Source organism: Imperialibacter sp., assembly GCF_040222385.1.
GTDB lineage: Bacteria > Bacteroidota > Bacteroidia > Cytophagales > Cyclobacteriaceae > Imperialibacter.
In genome coordinates, this window is record NZ_JAVKDF010000035.1 from 176,330 (window position 1) to 192,097 (window position 15,768).

Below are 15,768 nucleotides of genomic sequence, written 5' to 3' on the forward strand. Positions count from 1 at the left end.
TATTATTCAGAGCGCAGACTTGTTACCGGATTCATCAAAGCCGCTTTAATCACCTGGTAGCTTACTGTAAGTATGGTCACCGCAACGGCACAGAAGGCAGCACCAAGAAAAACCCACCAGGCGATGTCTATTCGGTAAGTAAAATCCTGCAGCCATTTGTCCATCAGGTACCAGGAGGATGGGATAGCAATAACTAAGGCTATGCCAACCAGCTTCATGAAATCATGTAGCAGAAGATTGACTAACCCCATCATGGAGGCACCTAATACTTTGCGAATACCAATCTCCTTGGTGTGCTGCTCGGCAATAAAAGCCGACAGGCCATACAGCCCCAGGCAGGAGATGAAGATGGCCAGCACTGTGAAAAGCTTGAATATAGCGGTGATGCGTTGCTCGCCCCGGTATTGGTTGTCCAAATCCTTATCAACGAAGCTGTATGCCAGTGGAAAGGCTGGATTAAGCTCCTCATTGATGGCTTCGAGGTTAGCAATAGCTTCTTCTGTTTTTCCTGCGGGAATTCGCACGACGACAATTCCACCCCCGCCGATACGAAGCACCAGCGGTTCTATAGCATACTGAAGTGGCTTAAAATTGAAATCCTTGACAACACCTATTACCATCCCCCTTTGCTCGTTGAAAGAAAGACGTTGACCGATTGCAGTTTCTTTATCGAAACCCATCACTTGCACAGCCTTTTCGTTGACAATGAAGTTGTTCTCGTCAGTCGTCAACTCTTCTGAAAAGTTCCGCCCGCTTATCAGTTCTACTTGAAAGACATCGAGAAAGTGTTCGTCCGTTCTTATGTCTGGAATCACAATCTTTGAATCAGGGTCTTTGCCTTCCCAGGTCACATCTATATTACCGGTCACAAGGTTCGTGGGCAAATCAGAAACGACTGTAAAATCGCTAAAGAGTGGGCTTTCTTCCAGCCTAGTCTCCAGCACCTCCTTTTTACTCCATAAATCGCCCTTCATGGACATGTACAATAAATTAGATTTATCGAACCCAAGATTTTTATTACGCAGGAAAGTCAACTGATTGTGGCTGACTATTGCGCCCACCACAAGTGAGACTGAAATGATCAATTGAAACACAACCAGGCTGTTGCGGAAATTGAAGTTCCCTCCTGCCTGCTTTAATTTCCCCCTCAAAACAGCAATAGGCCGGAAGCTGGACAAAAAAAGTGCCGGATAACTACCCGAAACGATGCCAGTAAGAAATGCTACAACCAGAAGAGCGCCAAGCAATCGGGTATTACTGAGATCAAACCGGAGAGCTTTATCGGCCAGGTTATTGAATACAGGAAGGAACAGGTATACCAATCCAATAGCTAGCAGTAGCGAGATAAAAGAAACAACAACAGACTCAGTAAGAAATTGCCCAACCAACTGCTGCCTGGTTGCACCGACCACCTTTCTGAGCCCTACTTCCCTGGCTCGGCGTGCGGAGCGTGCCGTAGCCAGGTTCATGAAATTGATGCAAGCCACCGCCAGGATAAAGATGGCAATGATGAAAAAGGTATTGACATATTGCACGTTGCCATGTCCGGGCAAATCGATCTGCAAGTCAGAATGAAGATGGATATCGGTGAGCCGCTGAAGATGAAACCTGGGTTGGAAATTCATCCCTTTACTGGCCCATATATCGTCAACTCTTGCCTCCATGCGCCCAATACCTTCTGGCGATGAAACCACACTTTCATTGAACTTCAGGTAGGAGTAGAAATTGAAATTGCCCCAGACCTTGTTAATTAGGTCGGAGTTGGTCTTCGCAAGACTTGCCATCGGCAATATCACATCAAACTGAAGATGTGAATTGACCGGCACATCTTTAAGTACACCAGTCACAGTGAAGGTGCTGTTGTTGTCCTTTCTTATTACTTTACCGATCGCATCCGCTTTACCAAAGTACTTTCTTGCTGTGGATTCGGTCAGTAACACTCCCTCAGCAAAGCCCAAGGCCGTTTTTGCATTACCCTTTACGAGGGGAAATGCAAACACCTGTAGAAAATTTGAGTCAGCGTAAAACACCCTGGTTTCTTCAAACTTCTTTTCATCATATTCGAACAGGGCTGTCACTGGTTTGCTCAAACGAACCGTTGCCTCTATTTCGGGCATTTCAGCTTGAAGCCCCTGAGCCATGCCAGCAGGGCTTACCGCAGCGTTAAACCCACCTCCCGCATCGGCTGTTAATCTACAAATGCTTTCAGCATTTGGATGAAAAGTGTCGTAACTCAATTCGTTGCCCACCCAAAGCATGATGAGAATGGCACTAGCCAGCCCGATGGCCAACCCAGAGATATTGAGCGCCGAATATGCCTTATTATTGGAGAGGCTGCGCCAGGCAATTTTAAAATAGTTGTTGTACATAATGAAAATATTTGAGTTTGACCTATGCTTAATTCTCTTGAAGGCAAACGGCCGACAAGCACCTATCACCCCCGTAATGAAGTAAAAATCGGCCCAGAGCTTTCCATGTTTTTCCCTCCCTTTCTCATACAGCTCATACAAATCCCCCTGAAGTGTTTCCAGCACTTCTTCGGAGCAGAACCACTGTAGGAAGCGGTCGGCGAGTTTGGGAGGACGTGGATTTTTGGCGGGCATTTATTCCGTGCTAAGGTTCAAGCCGGGCACCTGCCTGGCAAATTCCATCCTCAGCTGGTTGGCATCCTCCAGCATAGTAATGCCATAGGCCGTCAGCTTATAAAATTTCTTCCGGCGCCCCCCACGCTCGGTGGTGGCTCCACCCTCTTCGGAGGTCACACAGCCTTTATCTTCCAACCGGTAGAGCGCCGAGTGTAAGGCCCCAATGCTGGGGTTCTTCCCCATTTTTTGCTGAAGTGTTTCCTTGACTGCCACCCCATAGGCCTCCTCGCCAAGCGAACCCACTGCCAGTAATACCAATTCTTCAAATGCTCCTAATTTCATATCGTATATAATCGTTTCGTTATATCATTCCTAAAACCAAATCTAATTTAAACACATTTGATTCCTAAAACCAAATGATATGAGAATTATTTATTTCCTGTTTGCAAAGGAAATGCGAGGCAATGATTAAAGTGGGGCCGGCTGGAAGAAATATATACTATGCCAGCCTACAAAGAATTATAATATTCAAAAAAGCTGATCAGCTCCTTCTCATTTTTAGGAGATATCTTCTCCTTTTTAGCGAAAGCACTGAGCTCTTCCTGTTTGTCAGGAAACTCTGCTATCAATTTCTTTATGCTGGTTATCTTAGCAACTCCCCCATCACCAATCTTGTAAAAGTATTGATCCGGCATTTTCTGGTACCTGGCCGGGGTGGACGCCGCCTGCATGGCCTGGGCCGGCTGAGCTTCTCTGAACGAAACAGCTTTTTTCATCAAAAGTTGGGCTTTACCACTGTCAAGCCGAAGGTAAAAGCTGTTATCCATTTTACCTATCGCTTCTCCTTTGTCCACCACAAACACATACTTTCCTATCACCACTTTCTCTATCCTCGGCTCCGGGTCAAGCACATAAACTCCTTCGTTCTGACTGAACTCAATCACATCTGAGTCAATATTGTACCGCAACGGCACCCCGGTATAGCTCCCCTTGGTGGTGTACACCTCGCCCTCTACAAACTCTGGATTTAAGTAAGGAGAACCATCGACAGGATATTCCTGCTGGTATAGACTTTTATCCTTTATCTTGATCAGCATGTGATCTGCAAGGTTTCGTCCATTAAAAGATTGCGAAAAAGCTGGAGAAAAAAGAAAAGCCAGAAGTGCCGTAAAAAGCAGCGTGTTAAGGTGCATAATGATGTAGTTCAAATAGGAAAAATATTTTGAAATATAACGCAATATTAGCTGGCTAAGATATGTCTTTGGAGAAACTATTGGGCATAAAAAATACCACCCGCTAATGCATGGGTGGTATTTATACAGAAAACAAGAAACCTATGTATTTCTTGGAAAGTAACTATAAGACAAACTTTCTGCAACATACCCCTAAACGACAGTGCTTACCTCGGCAGAATTTGCTTTATTGAATAAAAAATATTCATGATTGACAGGCGATCATTCTTAACAAAAACCGGTGAAGCGGCTCTTGGTGCTGCATTTCTCCCGTTGGCTGGTTCGCAGAATAACCTCCTTGTATTAAAAAAACCTTCTGGCAAGTCCGAGGCTGATCTCGTAGCTGACGAATCGTTTTGGTACCAGGTGCAGCAGTGTTATGTGCAAAACCCACATTTTATCAACCTGGAGGCTGGCTATTTTAGTCCCGCTGCCAATGTGACCCTGGAAGATCAAATTGACAACGTGCGGATGATCAATGAGTCGCCAAGTTTCTATATGAGACGGAAGCAGTTTGAGGAAAGAGACGCATTGCGGCAGCAGCTTGCAGACTTTGCAGGCTGCGGTACCGATGAGCTCATCATGACCAGAAACACCACTGAATCGCTCAACATCGTCATTCAGGGGCTGAAGTTGAAAGAGGGCGAGGAGATTCTCCGTACCAATAGAGAGTACCCAAGCATGATTCAGGCGTTAGACCAGCGACAAAAGAGATTTGGCACGCCCGTGAAGATTGTTTCACTTCCATTGATCCCCGATTCGCAGGAGCAAGTTGTGCAGCTGATAGAAAAAGCTATTACGAGCAAGACGAAAGTGATTCTGGTGTCGTTCATGACCTACCTAACAGGCCAGGTGCTGCCAATCAAGGAAATATGTGCCATGGCCCACAGAAAAGGCATCGAAGTGATTGTGGACGGTGCGCACGCTTTCGCCCATCTACCATTCAAAATATCCGAACTGGGTTGCGATTATTTTGCCTGTAGCCTTCACAAATGGTTGTGCGCCCCTCTTGGCAATGGGCTACTCTATGTGAAAAAAGGAAAAGTGAACAACATCTGGCCACTTTTTGGAGACACTGATTTTGCGGAAGACGATATCAAAAAGCTGGAGCACTTTGGCACCCAGCCCTGTTCCAATCAACTGTCGATAGCAGCAGCCATCAGGTTCCACGAGAGCATTGGCAGTGAGCTAAAAGCATCACGGCTCAACTACCTCAAGCACTACTGGGTGAGTAGGGTAAAAAGCCTGCCTAAAATAAAAATAAACACACCTCTGGGAGAAGGTCAGTCTTATGCCATTTGCAATATAGGTGTTGAAGGAATGACCCCGAATGAACTGGTAGATACCCTTTATTCCAAGTACAAGGTATTCACTGTGGCTATCGACAACGATGATATACAGGGCGCCAGGATTGCTCCGCACCTGTACACCACCAGTACAGAGCTTGATAAACTAGCAGAGGCTTTGGTCAAGATAGTTTCAAAATAAGTCTAAATTCTGCTTACTTTTAGGCAATTGTGTAGAGCCGGAAATTTTCATTGTCATTGAATCAAAAAGCCACAGGCCGTATTTAACTGAATGAAAAACCTGGTATTGTTATTATTTGCTTGCATGCTTCAATACTCCGGCTGGGCCCAGCTGGTCAACAACAAATCATTTGAAGGAGCCAATCGCCCGAACCGACCACCAGCTTTCTGGTACCCTTGCTCGTCGGAAAGCACCCCTGACACCCAGCCTTTTTCATATGGTGTGACCTTGCCTGCCGATGATGGCAACACCTATATGGGTATCGTTACCCGGAGCCTTCCTGTCGAACCCTTCGAAGTGAGGGAAGACATGGAAACCAGGCTCAACCTTCCCATGATAACAGGCTTTCCTTATGTGCTCAGCGTAAGTCTGGCTCACGCTGATAGCATGGGATATGACGACAATGGCACTTTTATATGGGTCAACCGACCGATCAAGCTTACCGTGTACGGGGGCACAGAAAGCTGCCTTACGGAGGAGCTTTTATGGGAGTCTCCCCTGGTAGACAACACTGAGTGGATACATTTTGAGGAAGTAATCAGACCTGAAATGGACAATTTGAGGTACCTGGTGTTTGTGGCAACGCCCGAAGGCAATCGCACAACCAATGGCAATATCCTTATCGATAATTTCAACCTGATTGAAGAGCCTTTGATAATTCCATCTGCTTTCACCCCAAATGAAGACGGATTTAATGATGAATTTTTTATCAAAGGAATCAAGCCCAGGTCTTCTTTGGTGATAGTGAGCAGAGATGGAAAAACAGCCTTCGAAACAGAAGACTATCAAAATGACTGGGCTGGCGGAGACTGGCCATCAGGTGTCTACTTTTATACGCTTACCAATTCTATAAAGGGCAAAACTTGGAAAGGCGAAGTGAGTATTATCAGGTAAGAATTTTAAAACAACTGTTTTGGGCTTCCAGCGAAGACGTGCCGGAAGCTCAAAACACCTGGCAAGTTATTTCCAGCCGTAGGCCTTCATCATTTTGTGGTAAATCTCTGTGTTGTGGTAAATACCAGCAAAAGCTTCAGACCCTGCACCAAAAGCATACACAGGAACCATGGTAGCTGTGTGATGGCCTGTGGTAAACTTAGGCTCGAACTTCCAGGGATCCTCCGCTTCGGTTAAAGAGTATCCTCCGGTTTCATGATCGGCAGTGATCACAACAAGTGTATTACCATCTTTGGCTGCGAAGTCGAGCACTTTACCTATGGCGTTGTCAAAGTCAATCATCTCAGAGGTGATGTATTCAGAGTTGTTGTTATGGCCTCCCCAGTCAATCTGGGAACCCTCTACGACCAAAAAGAAGCCTTCAGGGTCATTCGCCAGCTTTGGCAGCATCGCTTCTACAGCTTCGCTCAAAATAGGGCCTCTGCCTTCAGCCACGGGAGCAGGCTCTCCGTCAGCGATGAAATAGCCAATTTTTTCCGATGTACTACTCTTGAATGCCTCCAGGCTTTCTACAAAACTGAAGCCTTTTTCCTCCAAAGCAGGTAATATACTGGTGCTGTCTTTGCGAGCGGCGAAGTACTTTCTTCCACCGCCAACAAAATAGTTGACAGGCGAATCGATCATGTCAGAAGCAATTTCCTCGTGCATGTTTCTCGATGGCTGGTGGGCATAAAAAGAGCCAGGAGTGGCATGGGTGATGGTGCATACTACAACAAGACCAGTGGCAAGGCCTTTGGCTCCGGCAGTTTCGAGAATTGTTTCTCTGGAAGTTGAATCAGGCATCACACCGATGGCTCCGTTATAGGTTTTCTCACCAACAGAAAAAGCCGTGGCACCAGCAGCTGAGTCAGTTATCAGTGCATCACTGGAAAAAGTTTTACTTAGGCCTACATACTGCACCCGCTCAAGATTAAGCTTAAAGTCGTTGGCAACAAGACCGGCGGTTGCCTGGGTTAATCCCATTCCATCGCCTACCATAAAGATTATATTCTTCACGGCCTTTTTCTCAGGCTGGGTGGGAACCTCCTTTGGAGGATTGCAGGATGCCACTATTACTAACAGCAGCACAAGAATTCTTTTAGCTAGATACATTGATGTTTATTTGTTTGAATTGGAAGTTACTTTTTCAAATGACACAAAAAATTCGGCACCATTTCCTTCTGCGCTTTCGCACCACACCTCTCCGTTCATGGCTTCAGTGAATTTTTTCACCAGCGACAAGCCAAGTCCTATGCTTTCCTCCCCTCCCGTTGGCTGAGCACTTAGTCTCTGGTATTTTCCGAAAACCCTCTTCATATCTTCATCACTCAGCCCGGGGCCATCGTCTTTCACTGAAGTGACAACCCTGTCAGCCTCAAACCTGAGGATCAACTTGATCTCTTTTCCTTCCGGAGAGTACTTCAGTGCATTGGAAAGAAGGTTTTCTATTATATTCCTGTAAATGTTTTTGTCAACTCTGGCGCAAGCCGGGCTTCCCACTAGTTCAGTAGTCAGCTTTAACTTCTTCTTATCGGCATATAACCGGTAATTCTTTTTCTCCTCTTCAATAATTTCACGCAGGTCGATATTTTCAATATCCATGTTGAAAGTGGAGTTTTCTATCGCTTCTGCATCAAGAATCTCACTCACCATAAATTTCATCCTCGTTGTGGCCCGTTCCATAATACTCAGATAGGAAACCATATCGTCGGAAAAGGCTTCCTTTTCATAGTGCATAAGGTTTACCACCGACATAACCTGATTGACTGGAGCTCTCAGGTCGTGCGCCACCATGCCAATGATCTCATTTTTTTCTTCATTGATGATCTTTAGCTGCCGGTTCTTTTCTTCCAGGCTTTCGGTCTGGTGTTTGATTTCCTCCTGCTGAGCTATCAACTTGTTGTTAACTCTTTGCTTTGAAATGTAGTTTCTATAAAACACCAGTGCCAAAATGATCAGCAGTATCACCGCCGTAATCAGCCATTTGAGCTGAACAGACTGTGTTTCCAGCTCTGCTTCTTTCAATAGAATTTCACTGTCTTTCTTCTCCGATTCAAACAAAAACTGTAGTTCTGATATTTTGCGAACGGACCTGACGTCGAGCAGTGAGTCCTGAAACTTGGAATACAGCATATGGCTTTCAAGTGCCTTGTCGTATCTGCCCACCCGTTGGTACACCTCCGCCAGGCTGTAGTAGGCCTCCATAAGCTCCTCGGTAAGCCTGATTCTGCCGCTTACCGTGGCTGCCAGCTTCGAGTAAAACAAAGCAGTTTCCAGATCGTCTTTTGCAGCATAAGCCCGGCCGAGTTTATTGAGGTTGTCTGCCACCTCCAGCTGGTTATTCATTGACTCGGCCAGCCTCAGTGCACGATTGTAGTATGATATGGCCTGGTCATAGTCTTCCAGGTAGAGGTACACGTCACCCAGGTTATTGTAGCCATCGGTTACGCCGTAGCCATTGTTTATTTTTAGGTCAATTTCGAGCGCTTCGTTATACCGAAGAATGGCCGAACTGTAGTCTTTTTGATCTCTGAAAACGTCCCCAAAATTATTGATATTCTCCGAAACGAGCGCCGAGTCTCCTATTTCGTTGGCTAACGCAAAGGATAAATCGTAGTTTCTGCTTGCCTCCCTGTAGTTCCTTTGTCTCCTGAAAACATCGCCAATACTATTATAACATTCCGCAACACTTTTTTTATCCTTCTGAGCCTCATGTAGTTGAAGCGACTCGTAAAAAGTCCTGTATGCCAGCTCAAGCTGGCCTCTATTTTGATAGTAGTTGCCCTGTAGAAATAAAGCCCTTGCAACGCCTGCGGTGTAGTCATACTGTCGGGAGACTTCCAGTGCCTCGATGATCAATGCTTGTGCGGAATCAGGCTCCGTTCTAAGAAAAACGCTGGCAAGATGATTAATGCTGTCGACAAGCGAGACGTAATTGTGAGATGGTTTCGCTGGTTCCTGATAAAAGTGTTTCCCAAACAAGGGGGGCACCGACCCACTCATCAAGAACAATAGTATAAAAAGCATCTTCCTTCCTTTCATTGAAGCATGGGTGCGCCTAAAATCACTGACACAGCAAAAATAGCAATTATGATACAGTACCTAACAGAACTGTGATTAAAGGTTTGTGAAGTCTTGGGATGGGAAGTGAAGAAAAAGCTGTTTCAACGATAGTTGACTGACGAGCCTGATTAAAAGGGAGGTTCGCTTTCAAAATATCGACATTTGGTCTACGGCCAAATTCGCAACTGTCGATTGAAACAGCTCTGTGTGTAGAAAATATTTTATTTCGCTTTCAATGCTTTTTCAAGCTCATCAATCATTTTCTTGGTGATGGCTTTGGGTTTGTCTTTTTTATATTTCACAAGTGCCTTCAAGGCCTTTGCTCCTATCTCATACAATCCAGACGAGTTTTGGTCATTCCTGAAACTTCCAAGTACCCAGTCCAGCTCCGCTTGAATTTTCTCTTCAATCCCTAGTTGTGCGAGTTTCTCACGTGCCTCAACGCAAGCCATCTCAATTTTCTCATTAGCCGAAGTAGCCATAATAGTAATGCTTAATAGAGTGATGATATTTTTATTAATTACGCACAAAATTAATCATTTCATTAGATAATATACAAAGAATAATAAATAATGTTAACACAAATTTAATTCAGCAAACGATTTCGTAACCACTTGCAGGTACTCTTTTTCTTCAAAAACTCTGGGCGAATCTTTTAAGATCGGCAAAAAGGGGCCATAACGAACTCAGCCTCACGTACCGATAGCGGGGGTGCTGCTTTCTTTCTGGTTGTGATGTAAATTTGAAAACGTGGGGATTACTGTCCGTCAGTGTCAGGCTTTTTGCCTATGGGAATCATGTAGGCCAAAGACACAAAGCCTACCAGGTGCTTGGAGCTGTCGGGGATAGTAGAAATGAGTCTGTTTGAAAAAATCATATCGCTAATCGTGACCTCCAGGCCCCCTTCCAACTGTATCAGCCCAAAGCTGAAAAGTCTGTTGAGCCCTCCCGATGCCCTCAGGCCATAGCCCATGGTTCGATCCACTTTGGGATTGAACCGATAAAACTCTTCTCCATCTTGTACCAGCCCAAGCAGATCGTCTTTCTGGTTGATGAATATTTCAAGATAAGGCCCCATGTTAACAAAAAATTGGGTCTTCTGCTTCCCCAGGTAGGCATTCATCAGCAGGGGAACCTCCACATAGTTCATTTTAGTGCTGTAAAAACCAGAGTCGAACAGCTGCTTGTATCCCTTCTCGATGTAGTTCACTTCCACTTGAATACCCGCATGTTCCGCCAGAAAGAGCTTTCCAACAGCACCATATTGTTTGCCGTAAACAAAGCTCGTCTGCATATTCACAGGCCTGAACGTATCGCTAAAAAGCACTTGGCTGAAATGCCCCCCACCTCGGAGCCCAAAATAGCCCCATGCTCCTCCTTTACTGCCACCAGTGGGGGCTGCAGCCGCTTTATCTATTTCCTGGCCAGATACAGAAAATTCAGACAGACAAGCCGCAATGAAGATGAAAATCCGAAAAAGCCTCATTTGGATTCCTTTAAAATTAAAATGTCTCAAAGGCAAGATTTATTGTCTTTCCTATGAGACATTCATAAGTACCGAAAACCTTTAAAGAGCTTACGACTCCTTAGGACTTTGGATTTTGGTTTTCTCGTTCTTCTCTTTAGCCGGCCTGGAATTGCCGTGAGAAGCAATTGTAATTTTTCCTTTTCTAGTCTTTTTATCTCCTCTTCCCATTGTAATTATGTTTTGCGGTGCAAATTTAAGTTGAAGTGCAATATTAGCAAATTTTAGTGGTTCCTTCACGACGAATGTACCATTGCCTGTTTCTGGCCATGAACACACAAGTTCCTTTCACAATTTCCATAGCCGGAAGGGAATAAATTCCTGTATCCGATAGTTTCGCAGAAACAGATAAGGAAATTAAAATGAGCAACTCCGAAGCCAACACATCCCGCAAGGCGCAAGCAAAAGTGTTGAGAGTTTTCCGAAAGGTGCATCGCCTAACTGGGGCATTCCTCTTCGTATTCTTCTTCTTTGTTTCCATATCAGGCCTGCTACTCGGGTGGAAAAAACACTCGGGCGATTTGATCCTGGCCAAAACCCGAACCGGGCAATCAGCTAACCAGCAGGAATGGAAACCAATGAGTGAACTAATGACAATTGCCCAAAACTATCTTCGTGATTCCGTGGATGCCAGCCTATCGCCAGCCATTGACAGGCTGGACGTCCGCCCTGGCAAAGGAATAGTAAAAATCCTTTTCGCTGACCACTACCAAAGTTTTCAAATCGACTGCACTACCGGCGAGATACTGCATACCGAAACCCGGCTGTCGGATTTGATCGAACATATTCACGACGGCTCCATCGTCGACGACACCTTCGGTTGGCAGAAAGGCCTTTTTAAGCTTGCTTATACTACAGTTATCGGTCTGGCTCTTCTCGTGTTTACCATTACTGGCTTTTGGCTTTGGTATGGGCCCAAAGTGATGAGAAGGCAAACAAATTAGGTTCACCCGATGTTAGCAAAATCGCTATGAGATGATTAAATTTTCAATTCAAAAATAGAGAAGAATGGCTAGAGCAAATGTGGCACTGATCCAAGCGATTCGGCATACAGCCGAAAAACTAAAAAAGGGCAACAACTACATGTGGGGCCATATGGGAAGCTGCAACTGCGGCAATTTGGCCCAGGAAATCACCCAGCTAACCAGGGCCGATATTCATGCCTATGCGATGAGAGGCCATGGCGACTGGGCGGATCAAATCAACGACTTCTGCCCCACCAGCGGCATGCCAATGGACTTGCTCATTAGCGAAATGCTCAGCGCAGGACTTGACAGGGAAGACCTTGTTCACCTCGAAAGGCTTTCTGACCAGGAAGTGCTTTGCAAGCTCCCCCTAACCGAACGGAACCTTCGCCACAACCACAGAGACGATGTGGTGAAGTATCTCACAACATGGGCGTCCGCTTTGGAGGATGAACTACTCGACAAAGTGAATATTTCCGATGCTACTCAGCCCTCGCTGCAAAAGCTACCTCTTCTTTAACGGATAGTAAAAAAAGAAACAGTCTTTGCTCTTGAATTTTTGATTAGGAAATATGGCCCAATCGGCAATTCGCCCTTCAAATTGAAGGCCAGCCTTTTCCAGCACCCGCTTCGAGCCGGTATTGTCCACATCGCAGCAGGCCCACAAGCGATACACCCAAACCTGGGCGGCAAACCAGGGCAGCATTTCGTTCAGCACCTCCACGATAAAGCCCTTGCCCCAAAAAGCGGGGCCAAGAATATAGCCAAAAGACACTCTGCCCTTTTCATTGATAAAGCCAATTGAGCCAACAGGGGTGCCAGTCAGGTCAAAAATCAGGTAAGTGAAGTCGGTGCCCGCATTCCATGCTTGTAGCGCATAGTCTACAAAAGGCAGGGTATCTTTTTCTACGGACTTGTGAGTAGGCCACGATATGTATCTGGTCGATTTTTTAACCGATGCATAGGTATCGAACACATGTGGCGTATCAGTGGGCACGATCTTTCTTATTTTCAATCTTTCTGTCTCAAACTGTTCCTTCACTTGAGGTGCGGTCATTGTTACCAATATTTCACTTAAGATTAAAAAATAATTTCGATAGTTGTAAACCACCAACCATACCTTGCTTTAAAACAATAGCACATGGAAGCAGAAAGAGAACTAGACGATTTATACTTTGACTTGTGGGACAACACATACGAAAAGACGGTGGTTGTAACCAGTGACGACACGGACGACGACGATACATTTTACGATGTGGCTGTCAGGCGAGACAGCAGTTACAGAAGAATAGACGATCTGTAGTTTCCATTTCATACCTTTACTGCAGGTATGAAAGACATTATCCATCAATATTTCAAAAAAGAGCTAGAAGGCTTCAAAATACTTGTTCAGGTAAACCCGGAGAGCCTCAGGGGCACAGAACTCATTGTCCATTCTAACGGACAAATAGAAAAAACCAAAAGGGTATTTGACAAAGATATTTTTGAAGACCTGGCGGCGGATGAATTCAAAGACGGCAGTCCTCTAGAGTTTAATCTGTACCTCAAAGGCCTGGTGGAATAAGGCCATCCCATCAAAGTTTGTTTTCTATTTGATTTTACCATTAATAATTCCATAACTTTGCAGCGGCAAATCGGTACGACCAGCTCCTGCTGAATCCCCCAGGTCCGGAAGGAAGCAAGGGTAAGCGGTTGTAGCGGTGCGATATTCGGTTTGCCATTTTTTATTTCCCTCCTTACAATTTAGCAGAGATTAACTAGCTTTGTAAGCATTCTTAAAACCCCTCATACTATGCAGTTTTTCATCGACACAGCAAACCTTAGCGAGATCAAAGAAGCCAACGACCTGGGCGTGTTGGATGGTGTAACCACCAACCCAAGCCTGATGGCCAAGGAAGGCATCACAGGCAAAGAAAATATCCTGGCTCATTACAAAGCCATTTGCAAGATTGTGGACGACAACGTAAGTGCCGAAGTTATTTCTACCGACTTCGAAGGCATGATGAAGGAGGGGAAAGAGCTTGCCAAAATCGATGATAAAATTGTGGTAAAGGTTCCTATGATTCGTGACGGTGTGAAAGCCATCAAAGCATTTTCTGCTGAAGGCATCAGAACCAACTGCACATTGGTATTTAGCTCAGGCCAGGCCATTCTGGCAGCGAAGGCTGGAGCCAGCTATGTTTCTCCTTTCATCGGAAGACTCGACGACATCTCTCACGACGGCCTTGACCTGATTGAGCAAATGGTGCAGATTTATACCAACTATGCCTTCGAAACTCAGATACTGGCAGCCTCAGTTCGCCACACCATGCACCTGATCAAGTGTGCTGAAATAGGCGCCGACGTGGTTACCTGCCCGCTTAATGTTATCACAGCACTGCTGAAGCACCCGTTGACTGACAGCGGTTTGGAGAAGTTTCTGGCCGACTACAAAAAGGGCAACTCCTAACAAATGAGTGTCTCAGCAGTTGTATCTTCATCTACCATTGAAGATATGTATATTATTAAAGTGAAGGGCAAGGCCAAAATTCCTGACTACATCCAGCTGAGGGATGATGATTTTGTGCTTATTGCCTATTTCAGAGCCGACAGGCCTCTGAAAAATATTGAAAAGTACGGATTGGAGGGGAAGGAAGAAGCGCTTCAAAAATTGATCACTGAGCTGCCTTTTGGCAAGCTCCAAAAGCTAAGCCTCTGAAAATGTCATTTAGTTCTGAGCCCGTTGTTGCGATAAGTAATGCTACTGTGTTTCAGGAGAACAGCACAGTGCTGAATGACATTACATTTGAGATTGAAAAAGGTGAGTTTGTTTACCTGATTGGCAGAACAGGAAGCGGGAAATCGTCGTTGCTTAAAACCCTCTATGCCGACCTTGCTTTAAGACTTGGCGACGCCACAGTGGCAAGTCACTCTATCCGAAACATCAAAAGCTCAAAAGTACCCTACCTTCGCAGGAAAATAGGCATCGTATTTCAGGACTTTCAGCTTTTCAGCGACAGAACCGTCTCCGAAAACCTCAACTTCGTGATGAAAGCCACTGGATGGACTGACCGATCCAAAATGAAAGCCCGTGAGTCAGAAGTATTGATGAAAGTAGGCCTGGGGTCAGTAGGCAACAAGATGCCCCACCAGCTTTCCGGTGGCGAGCAGCAGCGGGTAGTAATTGCCCGGGCGCTAATCAACGAGCCTGCTATACTACTGGCCGACGAGCCCACAGGAAACCTTGACCCAGACGTTTCTGATGGCATTTTCAAACTTTTTCTGGAAATCAACAACAGTGGCACGGCCATTCTGATGGCGACTCACAACCACGCCTTTCTGAAAAAATATCCGGGGCGGGTGCTCAAATGTGAGGCCGGGCGTTTACTCGACTCCAAAAAAGACAGCTTCAGCCTCTCCACAGAAGACTTCTAATTTTCTCAAATTGCTTACTTTTAACCATGAAGCCATCAGTAACCGAGGGACTGAAGAGAACAGCTGTGCTCTGTATACTGCGTCATCAGGAGGAGTTTCTTCTCCTCAAAAGATTGAAAGAGCCCAACAAGGACATGTACACGCCAGTGGGAGGCAAGCTCGATCCCTTTGAAAGCCCCTACGAGGCAGCAATAAGAGAAACCTTAGAAGAAACAGGCATCAAGCTGTCTCACATGCAGTATTGTGGAATCCTTGTGGAAACGTCTCCCACCAAATACAACTGGTGCAGCTTTGTGTACGTGGCAGACATTGACCGCCTTCCGCCACCACTCTGTAACGAGGGCACCCTTGAATGGATAGCCCTTGACAAGGTGCCGGACATGCCTACCCCCGAAACAGACTGGCATATTTACCAGTATGTGATGCAAAGTAAGCCATTCGCTTTCCAGGCCGATTTCAACGAAAACCTTGAGCTGCTGAGAATGACTGAGGACATTGAAGGAAAGGTAATCGTGTCAAAGTAG

General features: G+C 45.5%; 19 protein-coding genes. 10 read left to right on the forward strand and 9 right to left on the reverse strand.

All coding sequences use genetic code 11. The features are described 5' to 3' along the window. Positions 1–2 precede the first annotated feature (2 nt). The 3 genes from RIG68_RS16610 to RIG68_RS16620 all read right to left on the reverse strand — a co-directional run bounded on the left by RIG68_RS16610 (position 3) and on the right by RIG68_RS16620 (position 3,793). Complete coding sequence (locus RIG68_RS16610) at positions 3–2,603, reverse strand: ABC transporter permease (RefSeq protein ID WP_350124610.1); 2,601 nt, start codon at positions 2,601–2,603, stop codon at positions 3–5. After that, on the reverse strand, positions 2,604–2,927 hold the full coding sequence (locus tag RIG68_RS16615; RefSeq protein WP_350124613.1) for a PadR family transcriptional regulator: 324 nt from the start codon (positions 2,925–2,927) through the stop codon (positions 2,604–2,606). 167 nt (positions 2,928–3,094) lie between these two features. Further along, positions 3,095–3,793: a hypothetical protein gene (locus tag RIG68_RS16620; protein WP_350124616.1), complete on the reverse strand. Its 699-nt coding sequence runs from the start codon at positions 3,791–3,793 to the stop codon at positions 3,095–3,097. Between the two features lie 231 nt (positions 3,794–4,024). Between RIG68_RS16620 and RIG68_RS16625 the strand changes: the two genes are divergently transcribed. Next, positions 4,025–5,305 carry an aminotransferase class V-fold PLP-dependent enzyme gene (locus tag RIG68_RS16625; protein WP_350124619.1) on the forward strand — a complete coding sequence of 427 codons (1,281 nt, stop codon included), beginning with the start codon at positions 4,025–4,027 and terminating at the stop codon, positions 5,303–5,305. Positions 5,306–5,395: 90 nt separating this feature from the next. Then, positions 5,396–6,238: a T9SS type B sorting domain-containing protein gene (locus RIG68_RS16630; RefSeq protein WP_350124621.1), complete on the forward strand. Its 843-nt coding sequence runs from the start codon at positions 5,396–5,398 to the stop codon at positions 6,236–6,238. 66 nt (positions 6,239–6,304) lie between these two features. On the opposite strand, the gene RIG68_RS16635 is transcribed toward RIG68_RS16630, so the two are convergent. From RIG68_RS16635 to RIG68_RS16655, 5 genes are all read right to left on the reverse strand, one after another. Continuing rightward, the gene (locus RIG68_RS16635) at positions 6,305–7,390 is read right to left on the reverse strand and encodes an alkaline phosphatase (RefSeq protein ID WP_350124624.1); all 1,086 of its coding nucleotides are present in this window, start codon (positions 7,388–7,390) and stop codon (positions 6,305–6,307) included. A 6-nt stretch (positions 7,391–7,396) separates the two neighbouring features. Continuing rightward, positions 7,397–9,319 (reverse strand): ATP-binding protein, encoded by a 1,923-nt coding sequence (locus tag RIG68_RS16640; protein WP_350124627.1) that lies wholly within the window; start codon positions 9,317–9,319, stop codon positions 7,397–7,399. Positions 9,320–9,561: 242 nt separating this feature from the next. Next, the gene (locus tag RIG68_RS16645) at positions 9,562–9,822 is read right to left on the reverse strand and encodes a hypothetical protein (protein WP_152000516.1); all 261 of its coding nucleotides are present in this window, start codon (positions 9,820–9,822) and stop codon (positions 9,562–9,564) included. A gap of 275 nt (positions 9,823–10,097) precedes the next feature. Continuing rightward, positions 10,098–10,826: an outer membrane beta-barrel protein gene (locus RIG68_RS16650; RefSeq protein ID WP_350124630.1), complete on the reverse strand. Its 729-nt coding sequence runs from the start codon at positions 10,824–10,826 to the stop codon at positions 10,098–10,100. Between the two features lie 90 nt (positions 10,827–10,916). Then, positions 10,917–11,036 carry a 30S ribosomal protein THX gene (locus tag RIG68_RS16655; RefSeq protein ID WP_152000514.1) on the reverse strand — a complete coding sequence of 40 codons (120 nt, stop codon included), beginning with the start codon at positions 11,034–11,036 and terminating at the stop codon, positions 10,917–10,919. A 191-nt stretch (positions 11,037–11,227) separates the two neighbouring features. Here RIG68_RS16655 and RIG68_RS16660 point away from each other — a divergent pair, with 191 nt between their 5' ends. Both RIG68_RS16660 and RIG68_RS16665 read left to right on the forward strand, forming a co-directional pair. Next, positions 11,228–11,809 carry a PepSY domain-containing protein gene (locus RIG68_RS16660; RefSeq protein ID WP_350124632.1) on the forward strand — a complete coding sequence of 194 codons (582 nt, stop codon included), beginning with the start codon at positions 11,228–11,230 and terminating at the stop codon, positions 11,807–11,809. Positions 11,810–11,873: 64 nt separating this feature from the next. Continuing rightward, positions 11,874–12,350, forward strand: a complete 477-nt coding sequence (locus RIG68_RS16665; RefSeq protein ID WP_350124635.1) for a hypothetical protein — start codon at positions 11,874–11,876, stop codon at positions 12,348–12,350. On the opposite strand, the gene RIG68_RS16670 is transcribed toward RIG68_RS16665, so the two are convergent. Continuing rightward, positions 12,336–12,887: a GNAT family N-acetyltransferase gene (locus tag RIG68_RS16670; protein WP_350124638.1), complete on the reverse strand. Its 552-nt coding sequence runs from the start codon at positions 12,885–12,887 to the stop codon at positions 12,336–12,338. The two genes, RIG68_RS16665 and RIG68_RS16670, sit on opposite strands and share 15 nt — an antisense overlap. Before the next feature lie 84 nt (positions 12,888–12,971). On the opposite strand from RIG68_RS16670, the gene RIG68_RS16675 reads away from it, so the two are divergent. From RIG68_RS16675 to RIG68_RS16705, 6 genes are all read left to right on the forward strand, one after another. Continuing rightward, complete coding sequence (locus tag RIG68_RS16675; RefSeq protein ID WP_350124641.1) at positions 12,972–13,133, forward strand: hypothetical protein; 162 nt, start codon at positions 12,972–12,974, stop codon at positions 13,131–13,133. Positions 13,134–13,160: 27 nt separating this feature from the next. Next, the gene (locus RIG68_RS16680) at positions 13,161–13,394 is read left to right on the forward strand and encodes a hypothetical protein (RefSeq protein WP_350124644.1); all 234 of its coding nucleotides are present in this window, start codon (positions 13,161–13,163) and stop codon (positions 13,392–13,394) included. Between the two features lie 228 nt (positions 13,395–13,622). Beyond that, on the forward strand, positions 13,623–14,279 hold the full coding sequence (gene fsa / locus RIG68_RS16690; protein ID WP_152000509.1) for a fructose-6-phosphate aldolase: 657 nt from the start codon (positions 13,623–13,625) through the stop codon (positions 14,277–14,279). 45 nt (positions 14,280–14,324) lie between these two features. Next, positions 14,325–14,528 carry a fructose-6-phosphate aldolase gene (locus tag RIG68_RS16695; RefSeq protein ID WP_350125783.1) on the forward strand — a complete coding sequence of 68 codons (204 nt, stop codon included), beginning with the start codon at positions 14,325–14,327 and terminating at the stop codon, positions 14,526–14,528. Positions 14,529–14,530: 2 nt separating this feature from the next. After that, on the forward strand, positions 14,531–15,244 hold the full coding sequence (locus RIG68_RS16700) for a cell division ATP-binding protein FtsE (RefSeq protein ID WP_317490196.1): 714 nt from the start codon (positions 14,531–14,533) through the stop codon (positions 15,242–15,244). A gap of 26 nt (positions 15,245–15,270) precedes the next feature. After that, a complete protein-coding gene (locus RIG68_RS16705; RefSeq protein ID WP_350124647.1) occupies positions 15,271–15,768 on the forward strand; it encodes an NUDIX hydrolase in 498 nt (165 codons plus the stop codon).

Bases quoted from the DNA above. Each gene is read 5' to 3' on its own strand.
- RIG68_RS16610 (WP_350124610.1), bottom strand. From the start codon at position 2,603: ATGCCCGCCAAAAATCCACGTCCTCCCAAACTCGCCGACCGCTTCCTA.
- RIG68_RS16615 (WP_350124613.1), bottom strand. From the start codon at position 2,927: ATGAAATTAGGAGCATTTGAAGAATTGGTATTACTGGCAGTGGGTTCG.
- RIG68_RS16625 (WP_350124619.1), top strand. From the start codon at position 4,025: ATGATTGACAGGCGATCATTCTTAACAAAAACCGGTGAAGCGGCTCTT.
- RIG68_RS16630 (WP_350124621.1), top strand. From the start codon at position 5,396: ATGAAAAACCTGGTATTGTTATTATTTGCTTGCATGCTTCAATACTCC.
- RIG68_RS16635 (WP_350124624.1), bottom strand. From the start codon at position 7,390: ATGTATCTAGCTAAAAGAATTCTTGTGCTGCTGTTAGTAATAGTGGCA.
- RIG68_RS16640 (WP_350124627.1), bottom strand. From the start codon at position 9,319: ATGAAAGGAAGGAAGATGCTTTTTATACTATTGTTCTTGATGAGTGGG.
- RIG68_RS16645 (WP_152000516.1), bottom strand. From the start codon at position 9,822: ATGGCTACTTCGGCTAATGAGAAAATTGAGATGGCTTGCGTTGAGGCA.
- RIG68_RS16650 (WP_350124630.1), bottom strand. From the start codon at position 10,826: ATGAGGCTTTTTCGGATTTTCATCTTCATTGCGGCTTGTCTGTCTGAA.
- RIG68_RS16655 (WP_152000514.1), bottom strand. From the start codon at position 11,036: ATGGGAAGAGGAGATAAAAAGACTAGAAAAGGAAAAATTACAATTGCT.
- RIG68_RS16660 (WP_350124632.1), top strand. From the start codon at position 11,228: ATGAGCAACTCCGAAGCCAACACATCCCGCAAGGCGCAAGCAAAAGTG.
- RIG68_RS16665 (WP_350124635.1), top strand. From the start codon at position 11,874: ATGGCTAGAGCAAATGTGGCACTGATCCAAGCGATTCGGCATACAGCC.
- RIG68_RS16670 (WP_350124638.1), bottom strand. From the start codon at position 12,887: ATGACCGCACCTCAAGTGAAGGAACAGTTTGAGACAGAAAGATTGAAA.
- RIG68_RS16675 (WP_350124641.1), top strand. From the start codon at position 12,972: ATGGAAGCAGAAAGAGAACTAGACGATTTATACTTTGACTTGTGGGAC.
- RIG68_RS16680 (WP_350124644.1), top strand. From the start codon at position 13,161: ATGAAAGACATTATCCATCAATATTTCAAAAAAGAGCTAGAAGGCTTC.
- fsa (WP_152000509.1), top strand. From the start codon at position 13,623: ATGCAGTTTTTCATCGACACAGCAAACCTTAGCGAGATCAAAGAAGCC.
- RIG68_RS16695 (WP_350125783.1), top strand. From the start codon at position 14,325: ATGTATATTATTAAAGTGAAGGGCAAGGCCAAAATTCCTGACTACATC.
- RIG68_RS16700 (WP_317490196.1), top strand. From the start codon at position 14,531: ATGTCATTTAGTTCTGAGCCCGTTGTTGCGATAAGTAATGCTACTGTG.
- RIG68_RS16705 (WP_350124647.1), top strand. From the start codon at position 15,271: ATGAAGCCATCAGTAACCGAGGGACTGAAGAGAACAGCTGTGCTCTGT.